Annotated in this window: 29 protein-coding genes; 17 read left to right on the top strand and 12 right to left on the bottom strand. The window is 67.5% G+C overall.

What is annotated here, in order from left to right; all coding sequences use genetic code 11:
• The first annotated feature begins 81 nt into the window (after positions 1-81).
• Complete coding sequence (locus QE449_RS18290; protein WP_027504389.1) at positions 82-1,587, top strand: SulP family inorganic anion transporter; 1,506 nt, start codon at positions 82-84, stop codon at positions 1,585-1,587.
• Between the two features lie 79 nt (positions 1,588-1,666).
• A complete protein-coding gene (locus tag QE449_RS18285) occupies positions 1,667-2,050 on the top strand; it encodes a MerR family transcriptional regulator (protein ID WP_051613077.1) in 384 nt (127 codons plus the stop codon).
• Between the two features lies 1 nt (position 2,051).
• Here the strand turns inward: QE449_RS18285 and nhaA are convergent, their stop codons facing one another.
• From nhaA to QE449_RS18270, 3 genes are all read right to left on the bottom strand, one after another.
• Positions 2,052-3,374: a Na+/H+ antiporter NhaA gene (gene nhaA / locus QE449_RS18280; RefSeq protein ID WP_027504387.1), complete on the bottom strand. Its 1,323-nt coding sequence runs from the start codon at positions 3,372-3,374 to the stop codon at positions 2,052-2,054.
• Between the two features lie 25 nt (positions 3,375-3,399).
• Complete coding sequence (locus QE449_RS18275) at positions 3,400-5,187, bottom strand: BCCT family transporter (protein WP_373428317.1); 1,788 nt, start codon at positions 5,185-5,187, stop codon at positions 3,400-3,402.
• A gap of 147 nt (positions 5,188-5,334) precedes the next feature.
• Entirely contained in the window at positions 5,335-6,207 is an 873-nt protein-coding gene (locus QE449_RS18270; protein ID WP_051613008.1) for an alpha/beta fold hydrolase, read from the bottom strand.
• A 174-nt stretch (positions 6,208-6,381) separates the two neighbouring features.
• Here QE449_RS18270 and QE449_RS18265 point away from each other — a divergent pair, with 174 nt between their 5' ends.
• Complete coding sequence (locus QE449_RS18265; RefSeq protein ID WP_027504385.1) at positions 6,382-6,741, top strand: VOC family protein; 360 nt, start codon at positions 6,382-6,384, stop codon at positions 6,739-6,741.
• A gap of 58 nt (positions 6,742-6,799) precedes the next feature.
• Here QE449_RS18265 and QE449_RS18260 read toward each other — a convergent pair whose 3' ends face one another.
• The 4 genes from QE449_RS18260 to QE449_RS18245 form a co-directional block, all read right to left on the bottom strand.
• Positions 6,800-7,660, bottom strand: a complete 861-nt coding sequence (locus QE449_RS18260; RefSeq protein WP_027504384.1) for a helix-turn-helix transcriptional regulator — start codon at positions 7,658-7,660, stop codon at positions 6,800-6,802.
• Positions 7,661-7,722: 62 nt separating this feature from the next.
• On the bottom strand, positions 7,723-8,769 hold the full coding sequence (locus tag QE449_RS18255) for an NAD(P)-dependent alcohol dehydrogenase (protein ID WP_027504383.1): 1,047 nt from the start codon (positions 8,767-8,769) through the stop codon (positions 7,723-7,725).
• Between the two features lie 81 nt (positions 8,770-8,850).
• Positions 8,851-9,513, bottom strand: a complete 663-nt coding sequence (locus QE449_RS18250) for an SDR family NAD(P)-dependent oxidoreductase (protein ID WP_027504382.1) — start codon at positions 9,511-9,513, stop codon at positions 8,851-8,853.
• The gene (locus QE449_RS18245) at positions 9,510-10,760 is read right to left on the bottom strand and encodes an MFS transporter (protein WP_307109331.1); all 1,251 of its coding nucleotides are present in this window, start codon (positions 10,758-10,760) and stop codon (positions 9,510-9,512) included. Before QE449_RS18245 ends, QE449_RS18250 begins: the two co-directional genes overlap by 4 nt.
• A 233-nt stretch (positions 10,761-10,993) precedes the next feature.
• Between QE449_RS18245 and QE449_RS18240 the strand changes: the two genes are divergently transcribed.
• The 6 genes from QE449_RS18240 to QE449_RS18215 are packed head-to-tail and all read left to right on the top strand — an operon-like array spanning position 10,994 to position 17,149.
• Positions 10,994-12,160 (top strand): VOC family protein, encoded by a 1,167-nt coding sequence (locus QE449_RS18240; RefSeq protein ID WP_051613007.1) that lies wholly within the window; start codon positions 10,994-10,996, stop codon positions 12,158-12,160.
• Positions 12,157-13,092, top strand: a complete 936-nt coding sequence (locus QE449_RS18235; protein ID WP_307109330.1) for a fumarylacetoacetate hydrolase family protein — start codon at positions 12,157-12,159, stop codon at positions 13,090-13,092. Before QE449_RS18240 ends, QE449_RS18235 begins: the two co-directional genes overlap by 4 nt.
• Positions 13,089-14,636, top strand: a complete 1,548-nt coding sequence (locus QE449_RS18230; RefSeq protein WP_027504378.1) for a bifunctional 3-(3-hydroxy-phenyl)propionate/3-hydroxycinnamic acid hydroxylase — start codon at positions 13,089-13,091, stop codon at positions 14,634-14,636. The genes QE449_RS18235 and QE449_RS18230 overlap by 4 nt, the downstream gene beginning before the upstream one ends.
• The gene (locus QE449_RS18225; RefSeq protein ID WP_027504377.1) at positions 14,626-15,828 is read left to right on the top strand and encodes a cytochrome P450; all 1,203 of its coding nucleotides are present in this window, start codon (positions 14,626-14,628) and stop codon (positions 15,826-15,828) included. Before QE449_RS18230 ends, QE449_RS18225 begins: the two co-directional genes overlap by 11 nt.
• Complete coding sequence (locus QE449_RS18220; RefSeq protein WP_027504376.1) at positions 15,825-16,022, top strand: ferredoxin; 198 nt, start codon at positions 15,825-15,827, stop codon at positions 16,020-16,022. The genes QE449_RS18225 and QE449_RS18220 overlap by 4 nt, the downstream gene beginning before the upstream one ends.
• Entirely contained in the window at positions 16,019-17,149 is a 1,131-nt protein-coding gene (locus tag QE449_RS18215) for an NAD(P)/FAD-dependent oxidoreductase (RefSeq protein WP_027504375.1), read from the top strand. The genes QE449_RS18220 and QE449_RS18215 overlap by 4 nt, the downstream gene beginning before the upstream one ends.
• A 60-nt stretch (positions 17,150-17,209) precedes the next feature.
• Here the strand turns inward: QE449_RS18215 and QE449_RS18210 are convergent, their stop codons facing one another.
• On the bottom strand, positions 17,210-18,163 hold the full coding sequence (locus tag QE449_RS18210) for a manganese catalase family protein (RefSeq protein ID WP_027504374.1): 954 nt from the start codon (positions 18,161-18,163) through the stop codon (positions 17,210-17,212).
• 207 nt (positions 18,164-18,370) lie between these two features.
• Between QE449_RS18210 and QE449_RS18205 the strand changes: the two genes are divergently transcribed.
• Positions 18,371-19,096: a YoaK family protein gene (locus QE449_RS18205; RefSeq protein ID WP_051613006.1), complete on the top strand. Its 726-nt coding sequence runs from the start codon at positions 18,371-18,373 to the stop codon at positions 19,094-19,096.
• A 16-nt stretch (positions 19,097-19,112) separates the two neighbouring features.
• On the opposite strand, the gene QE449_RS18200 is transcribed toward QE449_RS18205, so the two are convergent.
• Positions 19,113-19,490 (bottom strand): hypothetical protein, encoded by a 378-nt coding sequence (locus tag QE449_RS18200; protein ID WP_197027717.1) that lies wholly within the window; start codon positions 19,488-19,490, stop codon positions 19,113-19,115.
• Positions 19,491-19,583: 93 nt separating this feature from the next.
• Between QE449_RS18200 and QE449_RS18195 the strand changes: the two genes are divergently transcribed.
• From QE449_RS18195 to QE449_RS18165, 7 genes are all read left to right on the top strand, one after another.
• Positions 19,584-20,351: an NAD(P)-dependent alcohol dehydrogenase gene (locus QE449_RS18195; protein WP_197027716.1), complete on the top strand. Its 768-nt coding sequence runs from the start codon at positions 19,584-19,586 to the stop codon at positions 20,349-20,351.
• A gap of 70 nt (positions 20,352-20,421) precedes the next feature.
• Positions 20,422-20,568: a hypothetical protein gene (locus tag QE449_RS18190; RefSeq protein WP_197027715.1), complete on the top strand. Its 147-nt coding sequence runs from the start codon at positions 20,422-20,424 to the stop codon at positions 20,566-20,568.
• A 9-nt stretch (positions 20,569-20,577) separates the two neighbouring features.
• On the top strand, positions 20,578-20,868 hold the full coding sequence (locus QE449_RS18185) for a YrhK family protein (protein WP_027504372.1): 291 nt from the start codon (positions 20,578-20,580) through the stop codon (positions 20,866-20,868).
• A 126-nt stretch (positions 20,869-20,994) separates the two neighbouring features.
• Positions 20,995-21,144, top strand: a complete 150-nt coding sequence (locus QE449_RS18180; protein WP_231476172.1) for a hypothetical protein — start codon at positions 20,995-20,997, stop codon at positions 21,142-21,144.
• Positions 21,141-21,314 carry a hypothetical protein gene (locus QE449_RS18175; protein ID WP_231476169.1) on the top strand — a complete coding sequence of 58 codons (174 nt, stop codon included), beginning with the start codon at positions 21,141-21,143 and terminating at the stop codon, positions 21,312-21,314. The genes QE449_RS18180 and QE449_RS18175 overlap by 4 nt, the downstream gene beginning before the upstream one ends.
• Positions 21,315-21,451: 137 nt before the next feature.
• The gene (locus QE449_RS18170) at positions 21,452-21,808 is read left to right on the top strand and encodes a cyclophilin-like fold protein (protein WP_231476168.1); all 357 of its coding nucleotides are present in this window, start codon (positions 21,452-21,454) and stop codon (positions 21,806-21,808) included.
• 78 nt (positions 21,809-21,886) lie between these two features.
• Positions 21,887-22,453 (top strand): hypothetical protein, encoded by a 567-nt coding sequence (locus tag QE449_RS18165; RefSeq protein WP_027504369.1) that lies wholly within the window; start codon positions 21,887-21,889, stop codon positions 22,451-22,453.
• A 1-nt stretch (position 22,454) separates the two neighbouring features.
• On the opposite strand, the gene QE449_RS18160 is transcribed toward QE449_RS18165, so the two are convergent.
• The 3 genes from QE449_RS18160 to QE449_RS18150 all read right to left on the bottom strand — a co-directional run bounded on the left by QE449_RS18160 (position 22,455) and on the right by QE449_RS18150 (position 25,959).
• Positions 22,455-23,183: an SDR family NAD(P)-dependent oxidoreductase gene (locus QE449_RS18160; RefSeq protein WP_027504368.1), complete on the bottom strand. Its 729-nt coding sequence runs from the start codon at positions 23,181-23,183 to the stop codon at positions 22,455-22,457.
• A 71-nt stretch (positions 23,184-23,254) separates the two neighbouring features.
• On the bottom strand, positions 23,255-25,036 hold the full coding sequence (locus QE449_RS18155; RefSeq protein WP_307109329.1) for an FAD-dependent oxidoreductase: 1,782 nt from the start codon (positions 25,034-25,036) through the stop codon (positions 23,255-23,257).
• Positions 25,033-25,959, bottom strand: coding sequence for a fumarylacetoacetate hydrolase family protein (locus QE449_RS18150; protein WP_307109328.1), 927 nt, complete (start codon positions 25,957-25,959; stop codon positions 25,033-25,035). The genes QE449_RS18155 and QE449_RS18150 overlap by 4 nt, the downstream gene beginning before the upstream one ends.
• Between the last annotated feature and the right edge of the window lie 3 nt (positions 25,960-25,962).

The following is a 25,962-nucleotide window of genomic DNA, read 5'->3' as shown; positions in this document are numbered from 1 at the left end:
TCTCCGGTGAGAGTAGAGTTCCGCCCCAGCGGAGGGCCGTGCTCGGCCTCCGGCAGTCCCGCACCGTGAAAGAGGCTCGTCATGTCCCACGCCGGCTCGACCGTCGCCCCACCCGAGGACACCTCGGTGCTGGCCGCGCTGCGCTCACCTCGTCGACTGAAGACCGAGGTGCTGGCGGGCCTGGTCGTCGCGCTGGCGCTGATCCCGGAGGCGATCTCGTTCTCCATCATCGCCGGTGTCGATCCCCGCGTCGGACTGTTCGCGTCCTTCACGATGGCGGTCACCATCTCGATCGTCGGCGGTCGTCCGGCCATGATCTCCGCCGCCACCGGAGCGATCGCCCTCGTCGTCGCGCCACTGTCACGCGAGTACGGCCTCGACTACCTCATCGCCGCCGTGATCCTCGGTGGCGTCCTGCAGATCGTGCTCAGCGTCGTCGGAGTGGCGAAGCTGATGCGCTTCATTCCGCGCAGCGTGATGGTCGGGTTCGTCAACGCGCTCGCCATCCTCATCTTCACGTCGCAGTTGCCCTACCTCATCGGCGTGCCCGCCCTGGTGTATCCCCTCGTGGCAGTGGGTCTCGTGGTCATGGTGTTCCTTCCCAAGCTGACGACCGTCGTGCCCGCACCGTTGATCGCCATCGTGATGCTCACCGCCGCCACCCTCGTGTTCGCGCTGCAGGTTCCCGATGTCGGCGACGAGGGTGAGCTGCCGTCCTCGCTTCCGACGCTGCTGCTCCCGAACGTGCCGTTCACCCTCGACACCCTGTCGATCATCGCGCCGTTCTCGCTCGCCATCGCCCTGGTGGGTCTGCTCGAATCACTCATGACCGCGAAGCTGGTGGACGACATCACCGATTCGCGCTCGAACAAGACCCGCGAGGGTTGGGGCCAGGGTGTCGCCAACCTCGTCACGGGCTTCACCGGCGGCATGGGCGGCTGCGCGATGATCGGCCAGACCATGATCAACGTGAAGGTCTCCGGCGCTCGTACCCGGATCTCGACCTTCCTCGCCGGGACGTTCCTGCTGATCCTCGTGGTGGGACTGGGCGACATCGTGGCACTCATCCCGATGGCCGCGTTGGTCGCGGTCATGATCATGGTCTCGGTGGGCACGTTCGACTGGCACAGCATCCGTCCGTCGACCCTGCGGCGCATGCCCAAGAGCGAGACGCTGGTCATGATCGCCACGGTGGCCGTGACCGTCGCGACCCACAACCTGGCCTACGGCGTCGTCGTCGGTGTCGTCACCGCGATGGTGCTCTTCGCGCGGCGGGTCGCGCACCTCACCGAGGTGGTCGACGTGGCGCACCCGGACGAGAACACGCGCGTCTACAAGGTGCTGGGAGAGCTGTTCTTCGCCTCCAGCAACGATCTGATCCACCAGTTCGACTACGTCGGTGACCCCGAGAACATCGTCATCGACATGTCGGAGTCCCACATCTGGGACGCCTCCACGGTCGCGACGCTCGATGCCGTCACCACGAAGTACGCGGCGAGGGGCAAGAAGGTCGAGATCGTGGGTCTGAACGCGTCGTCCGTGGAACGACGGGACCGGCTCAGCGGACACCTCGGCGCAGGACACTGATCGGGCCCGGTCTCCGGGTCGGAACTAGAGTCGACGCACACTCGACGTACGACGAAGGAGCGGGACAGTGGGCGAGAGCATGCAGATCGGTGAGGTCGCCGAGCGCACGGCACTGTCCATTCGCACACTGCGCCACTACGACTCGGTGGGTCTCGTCGTCCCGTCGGCGCGATCGGCCGGCGGATTCCGGCTCTACACCGAGGCCGACGTCGAGCGGTTGTTGGTGATCCGGCGGATGAAGCCGCTGGAGTTCACGCTGGCCGAGATGGGCGAGCTGCTCGCAGCTCTCGACGTCCTCGGGAACGGCGATGCTGACGACGAGGACCGCGCTGCCGCAACACAGTTCGTCGACCAGTGCCACGACAAGGCGCTGGATCGGTGCGAGACGTTGCGACGCCATCTTGCCTACGGCGAGGAGTTCGCAGCTCTGCTCGCGGCCCGCACGCCGGTCACCGAACTCTGAGTCAGCTCTCCTCGCGGCGCTGATACACGTCGGGGATGCCGTCGTGATCGTCGTCGCGAGTCTCCTCCTCGTGGATCAGCTTGTACGCGCGGTTGCGGCTGCGCAGAATCGCGGCGGCGATGCACGCCGAGATCACCGATCCGGTCAGCACTCCGACCTTGACGTGATCGTCTCGCTCGGTGCTCTCACCGAAGGCGAGGTCGCCGATCAACAGCGAGACGGTGAAACCGATGCCGGCGAGAACGGCGACGCCGAACACGTCACGCCACGCGAGTCCGGCATCGAGAGTGGCACGGGTGAAGCGGGACACGAGATACGTGGTGCCCAGCACGCCGATGGTCTTGCCGACCACCAGTCCCGCGACGATGCCGATGGCGATCGGGTCGCCGAGCGCCTCGAAGAAGCCCGACACGCCGCCGACGGTCACGCCGGCTGCGCAGAATGCGAAGAGCGGCACTGCGACACCGGCAGAGAGAGGTCGGATGCGATGTTCGAAGTGTTCGGCCATACCGGGACCGGCCTCCGGACCGCCGGCGGCGCGGCTGCGGATCACCGGCACCGCGAATCCGAGCAGCACGCCGGCGACCGTGGCGTGAACGCCGGACTCGTGCATGAGAACCCAGGTGACGACCGCGAGGGGAATGAGAATCCACCACGACCGGATCCGTCGCTGCACGGCGACGGCGAAGAGGGCGAGCGGGATCATCGCGGCGCCGAGCGCCACGAAGTTCAGGTCGGCGGTGTAGAAGATCGCGATCACCGTCACCGCGAGGAGATCGTCGACGACGGCCAGCGTGAGCAGAAAGGTGCGCAATGCGAGCGGTAGGTGCGTGCTGACGACGGCGAGAACGGCGACCGCGAAGGCGATGTCGGTCGCGGTGGGAATGGCCCACCCCAGCAGTGCGCCGTCACCGGTGCGCAGATTGACGACGACGAAGATCAGTGCGGGCACGGCCATGCCGCCGATCGCGGCCGCGATGGGCAGGGCCGCACGCGCCGGGTCGCGGAGGTCGCCGGCGACGAACTCGCGCTTGAGTTCGAGGCCCACGACGAAGAAGAAGATCGCGAGCAGGCCGTCCGCGGCCCACGTGGAGAGAGTGAGATCGAGGTGGAGCGCGGACGGGCCCACTCGTGTCGCCATGAGCGTGTCGTAGGCGGCCGACCACGGGGAGTTGGCCCAGACGAGAGCGATCACCGTGGCGACCAGCAACAGGGCACCCCCGACGGTCTCCTTGCGCAGCACGTCGGTGATGCGCGAGGCTTCGGACCACGACCCCCGCGAGAGCAGACTGCGACGCGTGGGAGGTGGCGAGGATGACGTCATGGGGTGCCCTTCGGTGCTCTGACGATCAGGAGTTGTCGTACGCGGTGTCGTCGGTACGGCGTTGGTGGGCTTCGCCTTCGGCGGAGTCCGCGAACTCGGGGGTGTCGAAGACCTCGCCGCCGAGCGGATCGACCGGCTCGTCGTGCTCCGAGTACTGAACGGCGCCGGTGTCCGGGTCGATCTGAAGTCGGCTCTGCGGTACCGACTGGACCGCGAGCAGCCCCGACGGAGTGGACAGGCCGTCCTTAGACGGTGACAGACCGGCGAACGTGGTGGAGATACCGCCGCGCTCCGGCCGTCGCGCCGGTGTCGCGCGGTCCACGGGCGGTGCATCTCCGGCAGGGGTGATCCGGACGTAGGACGGCGTGGTGGCCACCTCGTAGCGGAAGGCCTTCAGGAGTGACACGCACGCCAGCACCATGATGATCGAGAACGGCACCGCGGTCGCGATCGACGCCGTCTGCAAGGCCGTGAGTGATCCGGATCCACCGATCAGCAGCAGAACAGCGGCAGCGACGCCCTCGAGCACGGTCCAGTAGACGCGGGTGATCTTGGGTGTGTCGAGATCACCACCGGTGGAGAGGATGTCGATGACCAGCGAGCCGGAGTCCGAGGAGGTGACGAAGAAGAACACGATCACCGCGATGGCGAGAACGCTCGTGACGGTCGCGAGCGGAAGACCGTCGAGAAGCTGGAACAGGCTCGTGTCCGTGCCGACCGTTCCGTCGTCGGCGAGCATGGTGCCCTCGTTGCGCTGACGGAGGATTCCGGAGTCACCGAAGATGGTGAACCACAGCGAGCCGACGAGAGTCGGTGCGAGCAGCACGCCGAAGACGAATTCGCGGATCGTGCGGCCGCGCGAGATCCGTGCGATGAACATGCCGACGAACGGTGCCCAGCTCATCCACCATCCCCAGTAGAAGATGGTCCAGGCGCCGGCCCACCCGTCCTCGGCGAAAGGCGATGTACGGAGCATCAATTCCGGCAGCGCCTGGACGTACCCACCGAGGTTCTGCACCCACGACTGCATGAGGAACAGCGTCGGTCCGGCGATCAGGACGAACACAGCCAAGCCGGCGGCGAGTGCCATGTTGATGTTGGAGAGCCATTTCAGGCCCTTCGACACACCCGAGACGACGGAATACGTGGCGAGCAACGTGACGAAGGCAATGAGGGCGATGGTCAGCCAATTGTTCGTCTCCACCCAGCCGAGGTAGGACAGACCGGCGGAAATCTGCTGAACACCGAAACCGAGTGAGGTCGCGACGCCGAACAGCGTTCCGATGATGGCGATCGCGTCGATGGCGTGACCGATACCGCCCTCGATCCGTTGCCGTCCGAGCAGTGGCTCGAGGAGCCAGCGAACCGACAGGGGGCGGCCTTTGCGGTAGGTCATGTACGCGAGTCCGAGACCGACGACGACGTAGATCGCCCATGCGTGCAGACCCCAGTGGTACAGGGTGAGCTCCATGGCCTGGTTGGCGGCCGCGTCGGTCGATCCGTCGACACCCCCGGCAACCGGGGGAGTGATGTAGTGCGACAACGGTTCTGCGACGCCGTAGAACACCAGTCCGATGCCCATGCCGGCGCTGAAGAGCATCGCGAACCAGGAGAGGACGCCGAATTCGGGGCTCTCGTCGTCGCGGCCGAGGCGAATGTTGCCGATACGACTGGCGCCGCAGTACAGAGCGAAGACGACGAATCCCGTCGCCGTCAGGATGTACCACCATCCGACACCGTCGGTGATGGCCCCGTTGAGGGCCTCGAATGCGTCGGCCGCGGTACCCGCGAAAATGACGGAAAAAACGATCATGGCGACGATGATCGCGGACGCGGGAATGAATACCGGTTTGCGTATTCCGCGCCAGGCGGATCGTACTGAATTCACTTGTTCACATCCTGAGAAATAGACGATCGGTCAGTCGATCATGGCGGTGAGGCCGGGGTGGACGCGAATCCGCTACGTCCGGACCAGTCGGTCGACCCGCTCGATCGCGGCGGTGAGCGCCCGCGGGCATTCGTGTTCCGGGAGGTGGCCGCAGTCGTCGAGCACCGTCGTGTCCCGACCGGTGATCTCCCACACCTGGTCGTCCAGTCGACGGTGGTCGAGCACCGGATCACACGATCCCGCCACCACTTCGAGCGGCACCGCGCGGCTCCACTCCGCGAGCCGCCGCTCCGAGATGTGGCGATCCGCGCGCGTTCCGGCGCAATGCGTCGACACCAGAAGTCGCCATTCCACCAGGTCGTCGTCCGGACGGAAATGTTGTCCGCAGAGTGCGGCCACCGCCCTGGAGGTGCTGTGCGCTGACGTGCGGCGTCGCAGGAACCGCCCATCGGGGCGAGAGACCGGGACGATGCCTTCGGGACGGACCAGCACCATCGCGCCGACCGACGATCGGCAGGTGGCGGAGAGGGCCGCCGCGGCGCCGCTCCCGATGCCCAGCAGAACCGGCCGCGAGGCGCCGATCTGCGTCAGGGTGTCCTCCAGCCAGCGACCGTAGTCGGCCGAGGCCCGGCCCCGGCGCGGGCGCACCCCCGAACTGAGCCCGGGCTGGCCGGGCATGTCGGCGACGTGCACCGTGGCGTCGGGCATCGCATCGATCAGCGGCGTCAGAAGTGCCGCGCAGGACAGTTCGCCGGGCACCACCACGACGGAGCGCTGCGCGTCGGGTCGAACGACGGTCGTGACGACGGTCGAGCCGAGCGAGGTGTCGATCCGGCGAACGGTGTGCGGCGTGGACCAGTCGGCGAGTCTGCGTCGGCACCATTCCTGCACGGCGTCTCGGCCTGCTGTGGTCCGGTACGTGCCCGTGTCGACGGCGAGCATCATGTCGAGGTGCCTCTTCCTGCTGGACGTCGTTCGGGGTCGCGGAAGCGACCGCCGACCAGACTTCCCGGCACACCGTGGGAGGACACTACTCGTGCGGTCGGCGGGTTGCCACTCGGCGACAGAGGTCCCGCGGAAGGCCACGCGCCGGGCGTGCTCGACCGGCATGATCGGGCAATGGCGACGACCAGGCACCACCGCATCGACTACATCGAGCTGTCGGTCACCGACCTGACGGTCGCTCGGGCCTTCTACGCGGGGGCCTTCGGATGGACCTTCGTCGACTACGGCCCGACGTACGCCGGCATCGTGGGAGCCGACGGCGCCGAGGTCGGTGGGCTGGCCGTGGTCGAGACCCCCGCGCCGGCGGGAGGACCACTCGTGCTGCTCTACTCCGACGACCTGGACGCATCGGCCGAGGCGGTCGAGGCCGCGGGCGGATCGGTGGTGTCCGGCCCCTACGACTTCCCGGGTGGACGACGCTTCCACTTCACCGATCCGAGCGGCACCGTGCTGGGTGTGTGGGCGTCGTCCTGAACGACGCGATGACGACAGTGGAAACGAGACCCCGGATTCCGGGGTCTCGATTCCACGATCAGCGGGCTGCTTCAGTCGACCAGGACCCCAGCAGTCGCAGTCGATCCGCGCTCGGGGATCCGGGCTCCGCTGTGTAGACCATGAGGACGGAACCGGGGTCCGCGGTGATCACCAGTTCCTCGTAGGCGAGGTGGACCTCGCCGACGAGGGGATGGTGGAAGCGTTTGGTCCCGGCGCCGTGAGTGCGAACGTCGTGCGCTCCCCACAGCCTGCGAAAGGTCTCGTCGCGTGTGGACAGTTCGCCGACGAGGTCCTGCAGGCCCTTGTCGTGTGGGTCCCGGCCGGCCTCCGCACGCATGATGGAGACGCACATCTGCGCGAACAGGTCCCAGTCGGGATAGAACTCCCGCGACAGCGGATCGAGGAACTGGAACCGAGCCAGGTTGGGCACCCGGCCGCCGTCACCGATGACGGGTGCGTAGAACGCTTTTCCCAGTTCGTTGGTGGCCAGCAGATCCTGCCGTCGATTGCGTACGAAGGCGACGCCGTCGGTGATGGAGTCGAGTGCCCACTGCAGGCTGATGCGCGGTGGGGTGATGCGCTCCGCCCTGCGACGGGGGCGTCCCGACGTGGGGACACCGTCGGCCGCGCGAGCCAGATCGAGCAGATGCGCATGTTCGGTGTCGGTGAGCTGCAGGGCGCGCGAGAGCGCGTCGAGCACCGACGACGATGCGCCGCCGATGGCGCCCCGCTCGATGCGGGCGTAGTACTCGACCGACAGGCCGGCCAACGACGCCACTTCGCTGCGACGCAGGCCGGCCACCCGACGGGTACCACTGGTCGTGATGCCCGCTGCCTCCGGTGTCAACCTCGCGCGGCGGGTCATGAGGAACTCGCGAACCTCGGCCTTGGTGTCCATGAATTCAGCGTAGGACGACCGGAGGCGATGGGGGAGGCCCTGTCATGACACCCCTCGCGCGGTCAGGCCAGCGTCGCCGTGTCGATGACGAACCGGTAGCGGACATCGGAGGCGAGCACGCGTTCCCACGCGTCGTCGATCTTGTCTGCGGAGATGACCTCGATCTCGGCTCCGAGACGATGCTCGGCGCAGAAGTCGAGCATCTCCTGAGTCTCCGCGATCGAGCCGATGGCGGATCCTGCGAAGGTACGGCGGTGCGGGATGAGCGAGAAGACCTGCAGGGGGAGTGGTTCCGCCGGCGCGCCGACGTTGACCATGGCACCGTCGACGGCCAACAGCGACAGATGTGCGTTCAGATCGATCGACGCGCTGACGGTGTTGATGATCAGGTCGAACGTGGAGGCGAGATCCGTGAACGTGTCCGGATCGCCGGTGGCGAAGTAGTGGTCCGCGCCGAGACGTAGTCCGTCCTCCTGCTTCGCCAGCGACTGCGACAGGACGGTGACCTCGGCTCCCATGGCGTGCGCGAGCTTCACGGCCATGTGCCCGAGTCCACCCATCCCCACGACGGCGACCTTCTTGCCGGGTCCTGCGCCCCAGTGGCGGAGCGGTGAGTACGTGGTGATGCCGGCGCACAGCAGCGGCGCCGCAGCGTCGAGCTCGATGCCCTCGGGGATCGTGACGACGAAGTGCTCGGTGACGACGACCTGCTGCGAGTAGCCACCCTGAGTGACCGTGCCGTCGCGGTCGGTGCTGCCGTAGGTCTGAATGTTGCCGACGAGGCAGTACTGTTCCAATCCCTTGACGCACTGGGCGCACTCGCCGCACGAGCCGACCATGCAGCCGACGCCGACGCGGTCGCCGACCGCGTGCTTCGTGACCTCGGAGCCGATCTCGGCCACGATTCCCGCGATCTCGTGGCCGACGACGAGGGGGTACGGAACCGGGCCCCATTCGCCGCGGGCGGTGTGGATGTCGGAGTGGCAGATTCCGGCGAACGCGATGTCGATCCGGACGTCGTGAGGTCCGACATCGCGGCGGTCGATGGTGTAGGGAGACAGTGGCTCGTCTGCTGCGGTGGCGGCGTACGCCTTCACGGGAGTGGTCATGTCTCCAGTCGACACCCGCATCGGCGGTCGAGGGAGTCCCTGACGAAGGGTGTACCCGCAGGGCACCTCTCGTCGGGACGGTCAGTCCAGAGGTGCTGCGAACGTGCGGAATTCGCCGCGCTCGGTGTGCATGGTCCACAATAGTTCCGCGAGCGCGTCCGGTTCGTGCGACGGCTCACCCGCGCCGATGCCCCGCGGAATGATCAGCTGGCCGACGTGCAGCCCCTCCGGTGCGAGTGCGTCGTGCAGCAGTTGGGCGTAGGCACTCTCGCCGGCGAAGGCGACCGAGGTCCCGGCGACGGTCGCGCCGGGACGAACTGCACTGCCTCCGTTCACGAACAGCACGGTGCCGCGTCCCAGCGACCGCATTCCCGGCAGTGCCCAGTTCACCGCGGTGACGGGTCCGTAGATGGAGAACTCGACCGGACCGACGAGATCGGCCACGCGTGTCTCGAGGACCGGCTTCATGAATTCCCTTGCCGGGACAGGGCTGTACTGCAGCACCTCGATCGGTCCGAGTCGCTCGGCCGCCGAGTCCAGCGCGGTGGTCAGGGACTCGGGGTTCCGGACGTCGGCCGCGAAGCCCGCGGCGGTGATCCCGGCATCGCCCAGCGAGTCGGCGATGCGGTCGACATTGCCCTGCTCTCGTGAGATCAGGGCGACCGAGAACCCCTCGCGGCCGAAGCGGCGAGCGACGGCGGCTCCGAGTCCCTCACCCGCACCGATGATGGCGATCGTGGTCATGGTCGTTGCTCCTCTGATCGAGTGGAAGTCAGGACACCAGTGCGTCGTGCTGCGGGGTGGTGCCGGCGCGGTGGCCGTGTCCGGGCCTGGCCATGATCACGAGGGTAGCCAGCGGAACGAGCAGCGCGGGCGGCGAACGCTGCGCCGACGACCGGGATCGAGGCCGGGCCGAAGACGCCGATGGCCCGCGCGGTGACCGCACTCCCCATCGCGGTGCCGAGGTTGAACATGGACGTGCACAGCGACGTGGCCAGGGTGGGTGCGCCCTCGGCGAACCTGACGGCCATCGACATGAGGACCGGGTTCATGCCGAGACCGGCGAGACCGGCGATCGCGAGAAGTGCGATCGCCGGTGCGGCGTGGTCCGACACCGCGCCGAGCAGGGCGAGTGCTGCCACGACGGCGATGCCCCCGCTCAGAGCAGTCCCGTACGGCGCGCGGCCCGCGAGCCGGCCACTGCCGAGTGTGCCGGTGACGGCCCCGACGCCGAAGATCGCGAGACCCACCGGGAGGAGTTCGGCGGACAGGCCCGCGCGCTCCGTCAGCAGCGGGGCGATGAACGAGTAGGTGGACATCACGGCCGAGGTGACGAGGACGCAGGCAGCCATGACCACCCACAGGCGCCGCGACATCAGTGCCGCCGTCTGCTCTCGCAGCGGGACGGTGGTCGAGGCGGAGCGACCGCCGGGAACGATGCGAGCGACGGGAACGGTCGCGAGCAGCGCCAGCCCGGCGAGGATCCAGAACGGGCCACGCCACCCGACGAGCTGACCGGCGACGGACCCGAGGGGCACGCCGATGACGGTCGCCAGGATGCCGCCGCTGAGGACCATGCCGATGGCACGCGCGGCGTCGTCCGGGCCGGACACTCGAGCACCGACGGACGCTGCGATCGACCAGAACGCCCCCGTGACCAGCGCGGTCACGAAGCGGGCGACGAGGACGACGGAGAGCTCGTCGGTGAGTGCCACGACGACATGTCCGGCGGCGAACACGGCGAGCGAGAGCAGCAGCGTCGTGCGCTCGGGAACTCGCAGCACCGCCACCGCCACCGCCGGCGTGGCGATCATGCCGATCGCGAATGCCGTGACCAGGAGACCCGCCTCGGAGATCCCGATGGCCAGGTCGCCGGCGATGTCGGGCAGCAACCCGGCCACGACGAACTCGGACGTGCCCATGAGGAACGTGCCCATCGCCAGGACGGAGACGAGGAAGGGCAGCGGTCGACGTTCGGTGGTGGAAGGCACGGTCGTCGACGCTATCGACGTCCTCGCGGCGCAACGAGACCCTGACAGGGAACCTCTCGCTCCCGAGTCACCTGTGTGCAGTGATCCGCGGATACCGCGGATCACTGCACACGAGTCAGCGCTCGAGCACCGTGCTTCCCACTCGAACACCACCTTGTGATGATTTCATCAGAAAGTCTTGACGGGCGATCCGATCATGAGTGACGATGTGATCATCTACTTCAGGAGCGGCCATGACTATCGATCACGCGCACCGAACTCGCGACGTCGACGGGCATCAGGGGATGCACGTCGATCAGGGTGCGTTGCCGGGTGAGCATCCCGGTCGTGCGATGAACCCGGTGATCAAGGTCCAGGACATCGCCTGGCTCGAGTTCCGCAAGCCCGACCTGGACCGCGCGCAGACGTTCGCGGAAGCATTCGGCTTCGGAGTCACCGTGCGGACCGATGACGAGTTGTATCTGCGCGGGCTGGCTGACGGAGCGCCGTGCGTCATCATCCGCAAGGGGCGCCGGACGTCCTACGTCGGTGCCGCCTTCCGTGCCGCCGAGTCCGCCGACGTGCTGCGCCTCGCCCGCGCGACGGGTCATCGCGTCGAGCGGCTGCCCGACTCGATCGGGGGGATCGGGGTGACCGTGACGGATCCGAGCGGCCAGCCGGTGCGGGTGGTCGCCGATCTCGACGACGGTCGCCCACTGCCGGGTCAGCGCACCCACGACTACAACTTCGGGGCGCTCGACGACGCGGGGATCACGCGCACCAATGCCACGCAGCGGCCACCGCACGAGCCCGCCCTCGTGGAGCGGCTCGGTCACGTGGTGCTGCAGCGCACGCGTTATCTCGAGAATCTGACCTGGTACCTCGAACACCTGGGCCTGATCGTCAGCGATTTCCTCTACTACGACGGGCAGCGTCACCGCGGACCGGTCATGAGTTTCATCCGCTGCGACCGGGGGTCCGAACCGACCGACCACCACACGCTCGCGATGACGCTGGGGCCGTCGGACCGCTACGTCCACTCGGCATACCAGGTGTGCGATATCGACGCCATCGGTGCGGGGAGCCGCTATCTCACCGAGCGCGGCTACCGGCACTCGTGGGGGATCGGTCGGCACATCCAGGGCAGTCAGATCTTCGACTACTGGCGCGACCCGGACGGCTTCCTCGTCGAGCACTTCAGCGACGGTGACCGCTTCGACGCCACGCTCGAACCGGGCTGGGCGCCGATGACGGCGTCCGGTCTCGCGCAGTGGGGACCACCCGCGAGCAAGGACTTCCTGGGGATCGCACCGAACAAGCGGTCCCTGTCGGAACTGCGATCCATCCTCACCGGACTGCGCAGCGACAACGAATTCGACTCCGAACGCCTTCTCGGCCTGATGAAAGTAGCCTCGACATGAGCATCGCCGTTCTCCGCACCGCCGACGGATGGTGGGTGCAGACCCGCGAGGGTGCCGTTCGGGTGGACACCACAGCGACCACCACCGCGGACCTGCTCGCAGACCGGTCGGCCGTCGATGCTGCCGCGGCCGGTGGCGAGACCGTCCCCGTGGCATCGCTGGAGCTCGTCTCGCCCGTCACCGCGCCGTGTCGAGTGGTGGCACAGATGACCAATTACGTGTCGCACGTGAAGGATTCCGGTATGAATCCGGAGACGGTGCCACTGACTTTCTTCCGGAAGTCGTCGGGGTCGATCAGCGGACCGACCGCCGACATCGTCCGGCCGGCCCATGTCACCCTGCTCGACTACGAGGTGGAGATCGGGCTCGTGGTGGGGACGACCCTTCCCGTCGGATCGACGATGGACGACACGACGGTCGCCCGCCACATCGCGGCACTGGTGATCACCAACGACGTGTCGGCCCGCGACGTCCAGCTGCCCAAGACCCAGTTCTACGAGGCGAAGTCGTACCCGACCTTCACCCCCGTCGGCCCCGTCCTCCTTGTTCTCGAAGACGGCGACCTCGATCGTTTCGAGCAACTGCGGTTGATGCTGCGCGTCAACGGGGAGATCCGGCAGAACAGTACGGTGCGAGACATGATCTACCGACCCACGGAAGCGCTGCGGACCCTGACGGGGTTCCAGCGCGTCGACCCGGGCGACCTGATCCTGACCGGCACTCCGGGAGGCACGGCCCTGAAGGCGCCACCGAAGCCCATCGAGATCATCGGCGCTCTGCTGCCGCCGGCCGTGAAGTGGAAGACCTTCTTCAAGCGTCAGGCGAGCAACCCGGCCTACCTGCAGGACGGTGACGTCGTGGAGGTGACCATCGCCACCGACGACGCGATGCTCGACCTGGGGATGCAGCGCACGACGGTGCGGTACGCGTGACGCACCACCCGGCCGTCGTCGTCGGCGCGGGACCCACCGGAATGGTGGCAGCCTCACTGCTCGGACGGCACGGCATCGAGTGCCTCGTACTCGACCGGTGGGAGGACATCTTCCCGCAGCCGCGTGCCGTCCACCTCGACGACGAGGTCCACCGCATCCTCGGTGACCTCGGCGTCGCGGAGGCGTTCACCGAGATCTCCCGCCCCGGACGCGGCCTGCGCCTGGTGGACCCCGCCATGGACACCATCGCCGAGTTCGAGCGTGATCCCGATTCCCGTCCCCACGGCTTCCCTCCGGCCAACATGTTCGACCAGCCGGAGCTCGAGCGCATCCTGCGATCGGCGATGACGCGGAATCCTCACGTGCAGTTTCGCGGCGGCGTGGAGATCACCGACGTGGCCACGATGAGGGACCACGTGCAGGTGATCGTCCGAGAGGTCGCCACGGGCGAACGCAGCGCCGTCACGGCGGACGTGGTGCTCGGGTGCGACGGTGCGAACAGCGCAGTGCGGGCCGCGCTCGGAACGACGATGCGGACTCTCGCGCCCGAACAGCGGTGGCTGGTGGTCGACGCGTCGAGTCCCGTCGACCCCGGCCTGTGGGACGGGGTGCATCAGCTGTGCGATCCGCACCGCGCGGGCACGTTCATGCGCATCGGCCAGACTCGCTATCGGTGGGAATTCGAACTTCTCGAACACGAGACCGTCGACGACTTCCCGGATCTGGATGCACTCGCATCGCTGCTCGACCCGTGGCTGCGCCGAGCACCGCGCACCGATCTCGAGCTCGTCCGGGTCACCGAGTACACGTTCCGGGCCCAGCTCGCAGACCGGTGGCGTGATCGACGGGTGTTCCTGCTGGGCGACGCGGCGCATCTGACACCGCCGTTCATCGGCCAGGGGATGGGCGCCGGTCTGCGTGACGCCTACAACCTGACCTGGAAGGTGGCCGGGGTATTGGGCGGATCTCTGCCCGAGGCGGCTCTCGACAGCTACGAGCAGGAACGAGTACCGCACGCGCGCGCCATGATCCGCCAGGCAGTTGCCGTCGGATGGGCCATGAACGGCGGCGGTGAGAGGGTCGCGGGTCTGCGTCGCCGGGTGTTCCCGGTGGTGACACGTGTTCCCGGACTGAGTTCCGTCGTCACGGACAGCGCGACTCCGCGTCTGCACCCGTCGATGTTCGTGCGACGTGGATCGATGTCGCCGCGCAGGCTCGAGGGAACGCTGTGCCCCAACGCGCCGACCGAGCGCGGTGTTCGCTTCGATGCCGTGGCACCATACCGGTTCACAGTGGTCACCACCGTGAAACCCGAACCTGCGCAACGTCAGGAGATCGCCCGCCGCGGCGCGGAGGTCCTTCTGGTCAGCCCCGGCTCCGACCACGGCAGATGGTTACGCCGCGGACGGGTGTCCGCCGCTCTGGTCCGCCCCGACCGGACGGTGATGGCGACCGCGCGGTCACTGTCCGCCCTCCACACCCTTGTACCGCCGTCGCCGAGCCCGTTGCCCCCGAACACGATCGGACGCGCCGATGAGAGCTGACACGGCACTTCCTCGCTACACCGAGGACATCTACTCCACCGCGGCCATTCTCGATCCGTACCCGCACTATGCGGAGATGCGGGCTCTGGGTCCGGTGGTGTGGCTGACTCGCCAGAAGGTTCACGCGATCACGCGCTACGCGGAATGCAAGTCGACGCTGCTCGACGACGGCACGTTCGTCTCCGGCGACGGTGTCGCGCTGAATCCCGTCGCCAACAGACTCGGTCGTGGAACGACGCTCAACAGTGACGGCGACGAGCACGCGTTGAAGCGATCCGTGCTCGCACATCGTCTCACTCCGAAGGCCGTCCGGAAGATGGCGTCGGCGGTGCAGGACAAGGCCGAGCAGATCGTCGACGCGGCGCTGACGCAGCAGTGCATCGACGGAGTCGACGACCTGGCCACCGCGCTCCCGACGTCGATCGTTCCCGATCTCGTCGGGTGGCCGGAGGACGGCCGTGACGACCTGCTGCGCTGGGCCGGAGCGACATTCGATGCGCTCGGTCCCCTGAACCGGCACGCGGTGACGGCGACCCGAGCAGCGTCGGAGATGATGGCCTACTCCCGCCGGGTGGTCCGTGAACGCTCGGTGCTGCCGGGCAGCATGGGTGCGGACGTTCTCGCCGCGGCCGACGAGGGGCGCATCGAGAGATCGCAGTGCCCGGCGTTGATGATCGACTACCTCGGACCGTCGCTGGACACGACCATCGGCGCCATCTCCGGTGCACTGCACCTGTTCGCGACCCATCCGGACCAGTGGCAGGCGGTCCGCGCGGATCCGTCCCTGATTCCCAACGCGGTCAACGAGGTCGTGCGATACGAGTCGCCGATCCGTGCGTTCTCCCGCAGGGCGGTGCGCCAGGAGACCATCGGCGACGCGATCATTCCTCGGGGCGCGCGAGTGCTGGTGCTCTACGCGTCGGCGAACCGTGACCCCCGCGAGTGGCACGACCCGGACTCCTTCGACATCACCCGCGATGCGTCCCGTCAACTCGGCTTCGGATCGGGCGTGCACGGATGCGCGGGTCAAGGGCTCGCTCGTCTCGAGGCGTCCACGATGCTGCGAGTGCTGGCCGAGCGCGTCGAGCGCATCGAACTCACGGGCACACCGTCGCGTGCGGTGAACAACGTCATCCACCGATTCGACCGCCTCCCACTGAGGTTGGTCGCAGCAGAGAGGAGATCGTCATGATCGTCGATGTCGACTGGGATCGATGCGAGGGACACGGCATCTGCGCAGAGCAGGCGCCGGAGGTGTTCAGCCTCGACGACGAGGGCGAGCTGCACCATGCCTACGACGGCGCGGACGTCCCGGACGAGTTGGTGCCCGGTGCTCGATCCGCCGTGAGTGTCTGTCCGGTCGCGGCGCTGCGTGAGCGCGCGTGAGCGGTGCCGCACGCCGGGTGGTGATCGTCGGTGATTCCATCGCCGGATGTACCGCCGCACGTGAACTCCGAGCGCTGGGTCACGACGGTCCGATCACCATGATCGGATGCGATCCCGACGGCTGCTATGCCCGGCCGCCGCTGTCCAAACGCGTTCTCGCGGAGGGCATCGGTGCGTCCGATGTCTGGGACCTGTCCGATCTCGACCTGACCGCCGTCACCGCGCTGGCGACCGGAGTCGATGTCGGGCGACGAGTGATCACTCTCGCGGAGGGTGACGACGTTCCGTACGACGCTCTCATCGTGGCGACGGGGGCGGACGCTCGCAGACTGGCTGCACCCGACCAGAGCGGTGAGCTGGTGGTGCGCAGCCTTGCCGATGCTCGTCTGCTGCGGGAGCGGCTGGAGAGTGCGACGTCCGCGATCGTCGTCGGCGCAGGGTTCCTGGGGATGGAAGTGGTGAGTGCCTGTGCGGCACGCGATGTTCCGGTCACGGTCATCGACGTGGATCCGCCGTTGCAGCGGATACTCGGCCCGTTCCTGTCCGAGGCGATCACCGCACGGGCGGCTGAACGCTCGGTCGACGTCCGCCGGGTGGACCGGCCTGTCGAGTTGATCGGCGATCCGGTGGGTGGGGTCCGGATCGACGGCATCGAGTCGACGGCCGATCTCGTGGTCAGCTGTGTCGGTGAGGTCCCCGGCACGCACTGGCTCGACGGCAGCGGGATCGGTGACGGCGGCGGCGTGGACATCGACGACCGCTGTGCGACCGCGGTGCCGGGAGTGTTCGCTGCGGGAGACGTCACTCGTGGCTCGGACGAGAACGGCCGGGTTCGCCGTACCCCGTTCTGGTCCACTGCGATCGCGCAGGGCAGGGTCGCCGCGGCATCGGTGTTGGATGTGCCGGCCCGGTGCGCACCGACGGACGACTACTTCTGGACCGAGGTACTGGGATTGTCCATCAAGGTCGTCGGTCCGCTGCCTCTCGTCGGTGCACCCACCGTGTTGGAGGGATCGATGGAGGACGGTTCGGCTCTCCTCGAGTGGACGCACGACGACGGTCGCAGGACCGTCGTGGCTTACGGGATGAAGAAGGCTGTCGGGTTGTTGCGACGCATGGTGTCGTGATCACCGATGCGGCACTGCGCGAACGAGAGTCGCGCAGTGCCGCATCGGTGAACTGTCAGATCACTTCCCGAGTTCGCCGAACGTGGCGTCTATGTCGGCCATCTCCATCTCTGCGGTCTGCTGGATCAGCTCCATGAGCTCCGGATCGAGCCCGGGTGCGAACTCCTCCGGTCGCTCGGGCGCGATGTCGAGGGGTGCACCCGCCGGCGCCTGTTCGCTCGCGTCGAGATCCGTTCCGTCCTTCGACGGCGACATGCCCTGGTAGATACGGCCCGCCTCGGACGCGCCGGTGAGGTCGAAGGTGTACTGCTTGCTCTGCAGGCCCATCTCCACGAGCTTCTTCACCTCGGGGAACTGCTCGGCGTTCGTCTTCGGAATGGGCAGCGTCTTCTTCCAGTCGACACCCAGTGTCTCGAGTGCCTTCGCGTAGCCGTTCTCGTGCGCCTGGTCCCGAACGATGAGGTAGGAGATGGTGGACCGGGCGGTCTTGTTGTCGGTCATCTCGTACATGCGGCACTTCTGCAGGCGGCCCGTCGATTCGAGCATCAGGTTGTACAGCAGATCGAGCACGAGGTTGCCCGAGTTGTAGACGTAACTGCCGCTCCACGGGTTGCCCACCGAGTCGACGGGCATCGCGCCCTGAGCACCGACGAGGTAGTGGTGGATGTTGCCCTCGGACAGGGCGATGTTCAGCGGCACGGCGCCGCCCGCGCCCGGTGTGTCGAGCGGATCGTTCTGCTTGCCCTGGTATCGCGGCGACCCGTCGAGCAGGCGAGAGATGGTGGTGCCGATGAGTTCGACGTGACTGATCTCCTCGGTACCGATGCCCTGGATCAGGTCCCGGTAGGGCTTGGCCGCGGCGCCGCGGAAGTTCATCGACTGGAACAGGTACTGCATCATCGTGCGCATCTCGCCGAACTGGCCACCGAGGCCCTCCTGCAGCGCGTTCGCTGCGGCGGGATCGGGCTCGTCGGGAACGATGTCGTGGATCAGCTTCTGTACGTGCAGATACATGGGGCCTCCTCAGGCGTGGGGCGGAACTGCCGCCCACGCAGCACGGGTGCCCCGAGTCTGACCACCCTCAATCCTTCGGTGTTGTTCCAGCTTTCGGAGAACGCTGTTGTGACCCACCACATTTCACCGGTGTTAACCATCTTTATTGTTCTGTGATACACGCCTCACGGAGCCGTCCGAGCACATTCCGTCCGGAGAATGACAGGTATGACCTCATCTGTGGCGATCAGCCGTGACACAGCAGTCGGCCCGGAAGCCCGGTTGTCCTGGATTCTGTCGGGCCTCGCCGGGATGGTCGGCGCCGTCGCATTTCTGCATTCCGCCGGATACTTCGTCACCTTCATGACGGGAAATACCGAACGCGCGGTCGTGGGACATTTCGGTGAGCCCGCCGGCAAGGAGGTGGCTCCGGGCGCATCTCCCTGGGCCGCACTGGCACTGATGGGATCGTTCCTGCTCGGCGTGGTCATCGCGTCGATCTGCCGACGGAAGTACTGGTCGAACCATCCGCACGGTGCCACCGTGGTGACGACGATCGCGCTCGCGGTGGCGGGGTCGACCGACATCGCACTGTCCGGGTGGTCGTCCGCCGACGTGAACTTCTATCCGATCCTTCTCATCGCTTTCGCGCTCGGCGCGTTGAACACCGCCTTCACCAAGAAGGAGGAGACCTACATTCCGCTGAGTTATGTCACCGGAACGCTGGTCAAGCTGGGGCAGGGAATCGAACGCCACCTCTGCGGTGGCGGAACCCGCTACGACTGGCTCTGCTACCTCATGCTGCTGGGGTCGTTCTCGCTCGGCGGTGCGATCGGCGCTTTCATCGGCGTCGTCATCACCGGTCCCCAGGTGCTCCTGCTCGCCGCGCTGTTCAGCTTCGGTGCCACGATCTTCACCTTCACCCACACCGAACGGCAGACGGTCTTCGGCTGACAGGTGCCTCGTCGGCTCAGATCGCGTGGAACGCCCTCCGCGCTGTCGCTGCCAGTGCCGCTCGTCGGCGATCGTGGTCGGACGCGCTCTCACCCGCGTGCGCGGTGTGGACGATCGCGGACTGCGCCCACGTGGCGGCGAGCGACACCAGCATCGACCAGAGATCCTCCGCCGCGACGTCGTCGACGAGAGTGCCCCGCTTCTGTGCGTCGCGGATGGCGTCCAACTCGGCGCGACCGGCATCCTCGCGGTGCGCGAAGAGGGGGCCGATCGGAGTCCGCTCCAACCGCGCCCAGGTCACCAGGCGCACCAGCTCGGGATCGCCGAGGTACATGTCGTAGAGGGCCGCGACGTATCCGGGCAGGTCGTCCGCGTCGAGCGGGACGTCCGCCATGTCGACGTCCACCCGGTTGTCGAAGACCGCGTCGAACAGTGCCTGCTTGCTGCCGAAGTACGCATAGATCTGCGACTTGTTGATGGCTGCGACATGTGCGCTGCGGGGCAGGAGAACTACTGCCGTGAGTTCCCCACCCTCACCTACGGCGGGCGGGACCGCGTCGACGGATCGACGACGGCAGGAGCCTTCTCGGCGGAGTACGTCGTGCGGGATCGCTTCGTCTACCACCGGCCGAAAGGCCTCGATGCGGCCGCGGTCGCTCCCCTGATGTGCGCGGGCATCACGGTGTGGGAGCCGTTGCGCCGCTGGAACATCGGTCCCGGCTCTCGTGTCGGTGTTGCCGGAATCGGTGGCCTCGGTCATCTCGCCGTGCGATTCGCGGCGGCGCTGGGCGCCGAGGTCACCGTGTTCACCACCTCGTCGGCCAAGGCGGAGGAGGCGCGGGAACTGGGTGCTCACCACACCGTACTGTCGACTGACGACGCCGCGATGGCGGCGGTGCAGGGCGGACTGGATCTCGTCGTCGACTGCATCCCGGTCGCTCACGATCCGCAGCCGTACCTCGCGAGCCTGGCGCTCGACGGAACCCTCTGTCTGGTGGGCCACCTCGGCTCGGTCTCGATCGAGACGGTGGATCTCCTGGTCGGTCGCAGATCGGTGAGCTCGTCCGGCAGCGGTGGTCGCCGGCACACGCAGGAGATGCTCGACTTCTGCGGCGACCACGGCATCACCGCGCAGGTGGAGGTGCTGCCGTCGGCCGTCGTCGGCACCGCTCTCGATCGCCTCGAGGCCGGAGACGTGCGCTACCGGTTCGTGCTCGACATGGGTGATCTGGTCGGCGACGGCACACCCGCCTGAGGGTTGCGGAATCGGGGCGCGGGGCATTCAGGGCGTGACCCGACCACCGATCAGAGAGCAGGACCCCGCGATGACGATGCCCAGTGATGCTGCGGACGCCGTGCCCGCCGCCGGAAGCAACGACGGACCGCGCGAGCACGAGCAGGACACCGAGCACACCGCGTACGTCGACGAGGAGAACGTGCCGCACCCCGGGGATGCGAACACCGACTCCTGATCGGCGACCGTGGGTATCGACACCAGCGGGAAGACGCTGACACTCACCATCGGACACGACGAGTTGATCGTCCGTCAGCGGTGGGAAGTGGTCAGCATCGTCAACGACATCGCGATCGCGGTGTGGTTCATCGCGGGCAGTGTGCTGTTCTTCAGTGAGTCGACCACCGAGCTCGGAACAGTCTTCTTCCTTGTCGGGAGCGTCGAGTTGCTCGTCCGGCCTGTCATCCGCCTCGTTCGACGGGTGCACATTCGGCGAGTACGTGGTGGCTCCGACGGAGTGGACAGCCTCGACTTCTGAGTGTCGTCGGGAGACCGCAAAGGGTGCCCTCGTAGGGACTCCCTCGCGTGCGATCACGTCTCTAGCGTTGGTGGGGCCAGACCAACCCTCCGACGTGACGAGGTACCAACCGTGAAGAGACCGTTCGTGACTGCCGCGCCGGCGGTCGCTGTGCCCGCACTGGGCGCGGCGTGGACGGCGTCGGAGGAGGCGAGCCCGCTGGTGGGGGAGTGGCGCATGACCGGGCTCGGCGTTCGATCCTGCAGGGGTACGAGTCGTTCCACGGTGATCTCGTGACCGAGTCCGACGGAACCTCGGGGACCTTCACGATCTCGGTGGAGTCGGCTCCGGCGCGCGATCTCATCGGGCAGACCCTTCATCGTGCTCACGAGGTGGACGGTGACACTCTCGTTCCGACACCGAGCGATCCTGCCGACGGCTTTCGGGCCACCTACGAGCGTGGATGACGCGCCGCGGAGCGATTGCCCTCGCGTCCGCAGTCTCTCTGCTCGCCGGCTGCTCGGCTGAGAGCGACACCGTCGGTTCGTCGGCGTCGTCACCGGCGACCACGCAGCCGACCGCCGCAGAACCGAACGGAGAGACGATGCGCATCGCGATCGACGTCGAGGGCACCACGGTGATCGGAACGCTGAACGACAGTGTGGCGGCCCGCGATCTCGCGGCACTTCTGCCCGTGACGGTGGAGATGTCGGATCACGGCGGCGTGGAGAAGACGGGTCCGCTGCCGGCGGTGCTGAGCACGGACGGGTCTCCCTCAGGGGCGGATCCCGATCCCGGCGACATCGGGTACTACGCGCCGTCGAACGACGTCGTTCTGTACTACGGCGATCAGAGCTACTTCCCCGGCATCGTCGTACTCGGGACCATGGACCCGTCGGGAGTCGGCGTGGTCGGTGCGCTCGGTGGCACGGTGACGGTGACCATCACGTCGGCCGACTGATCGCGCCTGGCCTCACCACGGCCCACGTCTTCGGAGCCGAGCGTGAGTGCGGACGGTCCCGGGGCGCATACTTACCGGATGCCCCCCAACGCGAAGCGCACGATTCTGAGCAACGGCGCCGACCGCGTCACCGTCTTCCACGACGGGAGGGTGAAGGTCACCTCGAGTTCGCACGTCTGGGACATCGTCGACCGCGGACGCCACAGTGCCCTCGGCCAGTACGTCACCCTCGCGCCCGCACCGGCCCGCCACGCGGACGTACGAGCGGACGACCGCGAGGCCGCGCCGGGCACCCCCGACTTCGTCGCCGAACTGAACCCGGAGTTGGGGTCGGCCGTCGCCGGAACCGCAGCGGCCACGAACGGCACCTTCGTCCAGTTCGTGCACGACGGGACCATCATCGTCGGCAACGACGGCCGCGACCTCGCCGAGACGTTCAACACCGGTCGCGAGGCCACCGAGGAGGCCGCTGCGGAACGCGGTGGCGCGGTGACCGTGACGTTCAAGGGGTCGTATCGGCCGCGTGACATCCGTGAGCACGACTGGCTCATCGAGATCCCCGTGAACGAGAAGCCGTTCAGCAATCGCCTCTACCGGGGGGACTACGAGAACTCGGAGAACAAGGTGGGTCCGCACCGCAGGTAGTTCACAGTCCACCGGCCACCCGGAGCACCGCACCCGTCACGTAACTCGCGTCCTCGGACATGAGCCAGACGACGGCTCCCGCGATGTCGTCGACGGTGCCCGCTCGACCGAGCGGCACCGTCGGGGCGACCTGCGCGGGCCGGTCCGGCTCCTGGTGGAAGTCGGTCCAGATCGTGCCGGGCGACACGGCGTTCACGCGAATCGCGGGGGCAAGTTCTTTCGACAGTCCGAGTGTCAGTGCGTCGACTCCGGCTTTCGCTGCCGCGTAGTGGACGTACCTCGACGGACTTCCGAGCGTCGCGGCCGCGGACGAGATCGAGACGATCGATCCACCGCCCTGTCTCATGAGTGCTGCCTGCGCGAACTTGCAGCAGACGATCACTCCGAAGAGGTCGACGTCGAGGTCCCGGTGGATCGCCGCGAGGTCGTTGTCCTCGAGCCGCCCCACTGCGGTGGCCGCGCCGGCGTTGTTCACCACCCCGGTCACCGGCCCGAACGTCTCCGCTGCCGCGAAGAACGCGGCGACGGAATCCTCGTCGACGATGTCGACCGCGCAGCACAACGCGCGGCGACCGAGGGCTGTGACGTCAGCTGCGACGGCGTCGGCCGAGTCCGCGTCGGAGTGGTAGCCGATCACCACGTCCCACCCGGCGCGGGCCAGGGCCAGGCTGATGGCCCGTCCGATCCCGCGTCCACCGCCGGTCACGATGGCGACCCTCGTGTCAGTCATGGGCACAGTCAACCCCGTCGGTTCCGGTGCTGCCGAAGGAATCGGAGCGCGGAACCCTCGACATGCCGCTGTCACCGCATCGGATAGTGCTGGCGCCAGCGTTCGAGGAATCTCGTCAACTCGGCCACACCCGACGACGCCGGCGAGGTCGTACGCCAGGCCACGTGCCCGTCCGGGCGGACGAGCACGGCTCCCTTCTCACCGACCTCCAGCAGGTCGATCAGTCGACGCCGGTCTGCGGGGTCCGGTGCGTCGACGGGGACCACCACGACGCCCGGGCCCGCGATGCGGTGAGTGCCGAGCTCGTTCTCCCACCCGTCGTCGTCGAGCGCGAGGAGCGTCAACGAGGTCCGGTGGAGTACGTCGTGGATGCCCGTGGTGAGCCCGCGCGTCGAGATCATCGCGTGGGGAAGCCGGGCGCCGGGGTAGGTGGTGGGGAGATAGTCGACCACGTCCTCGGGCGGCCGCACTGCAGAGTCGTCGTCGGCGACGAGGTCGCTCGTGTGCAGATAGCCGAACTGCAGACCGGTGGAGACGAAGTGTTCGATCTGACCGGGCAACGCCTCCGCGATCTGCCCGCGCAGTGCCGTCGAACCCGGAGCCCGAGGATGCAGTCGCCGCGCTCGACGCATCTGCCGACGCATCATCGCCGTGGCCATCGGCGCGACGAGCCGGTCGGGGAGCGACGCGAGCGGTGCACGCGCCGCGACCCGGGTCGCGACCGCCAGCATCCTGTTGGTGATGCCGATGCGTCCACCGATGTCGTCGAGCCGGAAATGGTTGGCCACACTCTGCTCCGCGAACTTCTCCACCACCGGTCGGCGTTCCGTCTCGTAGGTGTCGAGCAGAGTGGGAGAGGCAGTGCCGGACAGCACCGCGTCGAGCTTCCACGCGAGATTGTGCGCGTCCTGCACCCCGGAGTTCAGGCCGAAGCCGCCGGTGTGCGGGAACCGATGCGCAGCGTCACCGAGGAGCAGGAGCCGCCCGCGGCGGAACGAGTCCGCGGTCTGCGACGTCATCACCCAGGTGCCGGTCGACTCCAGCTCGAAGTCTTTGTCACCGAGCACCTTCGGCAACATGTCGGCCCAGAACTGGCGGCTGTTCGCGGCGATCTCCTGGGCCGGGTGCAGGTAGGCCGTCATGAGGATGTACCGGTGATCGGCGTGGGAGATCAGGACGCCGCACAGATCCGGCGTATAGATCCAGCTCAGAAGTGGACGAGCGTCGTCCGGGAACAGCGTGTGCGAGGTGAAGAACGCGCTACCCATGTTCGCCAGGACCGGCCCAACGAGGTCGATTCCAGTGGCGTCGCGAACAGGGCTGTTGGCCCCGTCGCACCCCAACACGTATCGAGCGGTCAGCTCTCCGTCGTCATCTCCACTGCGCGTTCGCACTCGGGCGACCTCGGGTGTGGACTCGACATCCAGAACCGTGACGCCGCGGCGGAAGTCGATGAGCGGGTCCTCGTCCAGCGCGTTCCACAGCACGGGCATGAGCAGGTGCTGTCCGATGTGCGAGACCATGTACGGGCTCTGGCTCTCGACGACTGCTTTCCGATCGGGATCGGACAGCAGGTCGATGGACCCGATGGGGCCGTCGCCGATGCCGCCGAACCAACTGATGAGGTTCACCTCGTCGTGCGGAGGCGACATCGACGCGATGACCGACGCGAGATCGGGGCTGTACTCGTGCCAGATCTCGAGCGTGCGGGCATTGATCACGTGTGCGGCCGGATGGAAGAGCAGCGTGGCTCGACGCTCCAGGACAGTGGTGCGGATACCCCTGCGAGCCAACAGCAGTGCGGCTGTGGCGCCTGCCGGACCCGCGCCGACGATCACCACCGGAGTCGTCATCGGACGACGGTCCGCTGAGTGCCGAGGTCGATGGTGCCGTCGGCCGTGCGGATGGTGGCGGTCACGACGTCGTCGACGGAGAGATAGTGGGGATTGCGCGCCTGTCGAGCGAAGAAGATCTTCCACTTGACCGCCGGCGGAAGGAGTTCGCCGATCTTCTGCACGATCTTCGGTGGGGCGGAGATGGCGGTTCCGACGGGCGTGCCCGTCAGGAGAACGTCTCCTGCGGAGAGGGATTGGAAACGAGACAGGCGGGTGAGTGCCTCGGCGGGTGGCGTGATCAGGTCATCGCCGATGGTCTGATCCTGACGGACGTCGCCGTTGACGGACAGGGTCATGTGCAACTCGGGAAGCCGCGCCCAGTCCGCTGCGTCGAACAGGACGAGTCGCGGGCCGAGTGGCGTGAAGGTGGGATAGGACTTGCTCTCGTAGACCTGGACGCGGGTCAGCTGGATCTCGCGCGCCGACACGTCGTCGGCCACGACCACCCCCGCGGCATAGCGCGGCAGGGTGTCCTGCGTGACCGTGGTCCCGACAGGGACGTCCGCCCCGATGACGATGCCCAGCTCGATCTCGTGATCCAGCAGGGCGACCTCGGCGGGTTGGCGGATCGGGTCGTTGGGGCCGCTGATGGAGGCCGACGATTTCCGGAAGAACGTGGGGTACAGCGTTGCCGGGTCGGCTCCGATGTCCAGCGCGTGCGACCGGTAGTTGAGCAACTGAGCCACGACGCGGCACGGTGCGGTGATCGGCGAGAGGGCGTCGAGATCCGCCACGACGGCGTCCTCGCCGTGTGCGCTCTCGACGGCCGCACGATCGGCGAGCAGATCACGGGTGGTGTCGGCCGTGGTGTCGATGCGGGCCGCGGTCTCACCGTGCAGGCGCCACCATCCCTCGGCAGTGCGAACAATGTTCACGGGCATGGT

The organism is Rhodococcus sp. SORGH_AS_0303, assembly GCF_030819335.1.
GTDB lineage: Bacteria > Actinomycetota > Actinomycetes > Mycobacteriales > Mycobacteriaceae > Rhodococcoides.
The sequence above is the reverse complement of the archived record's forward strand: the minus strand, read 5'-3'. Positions and strand labels throughout refer to the sequence as shown.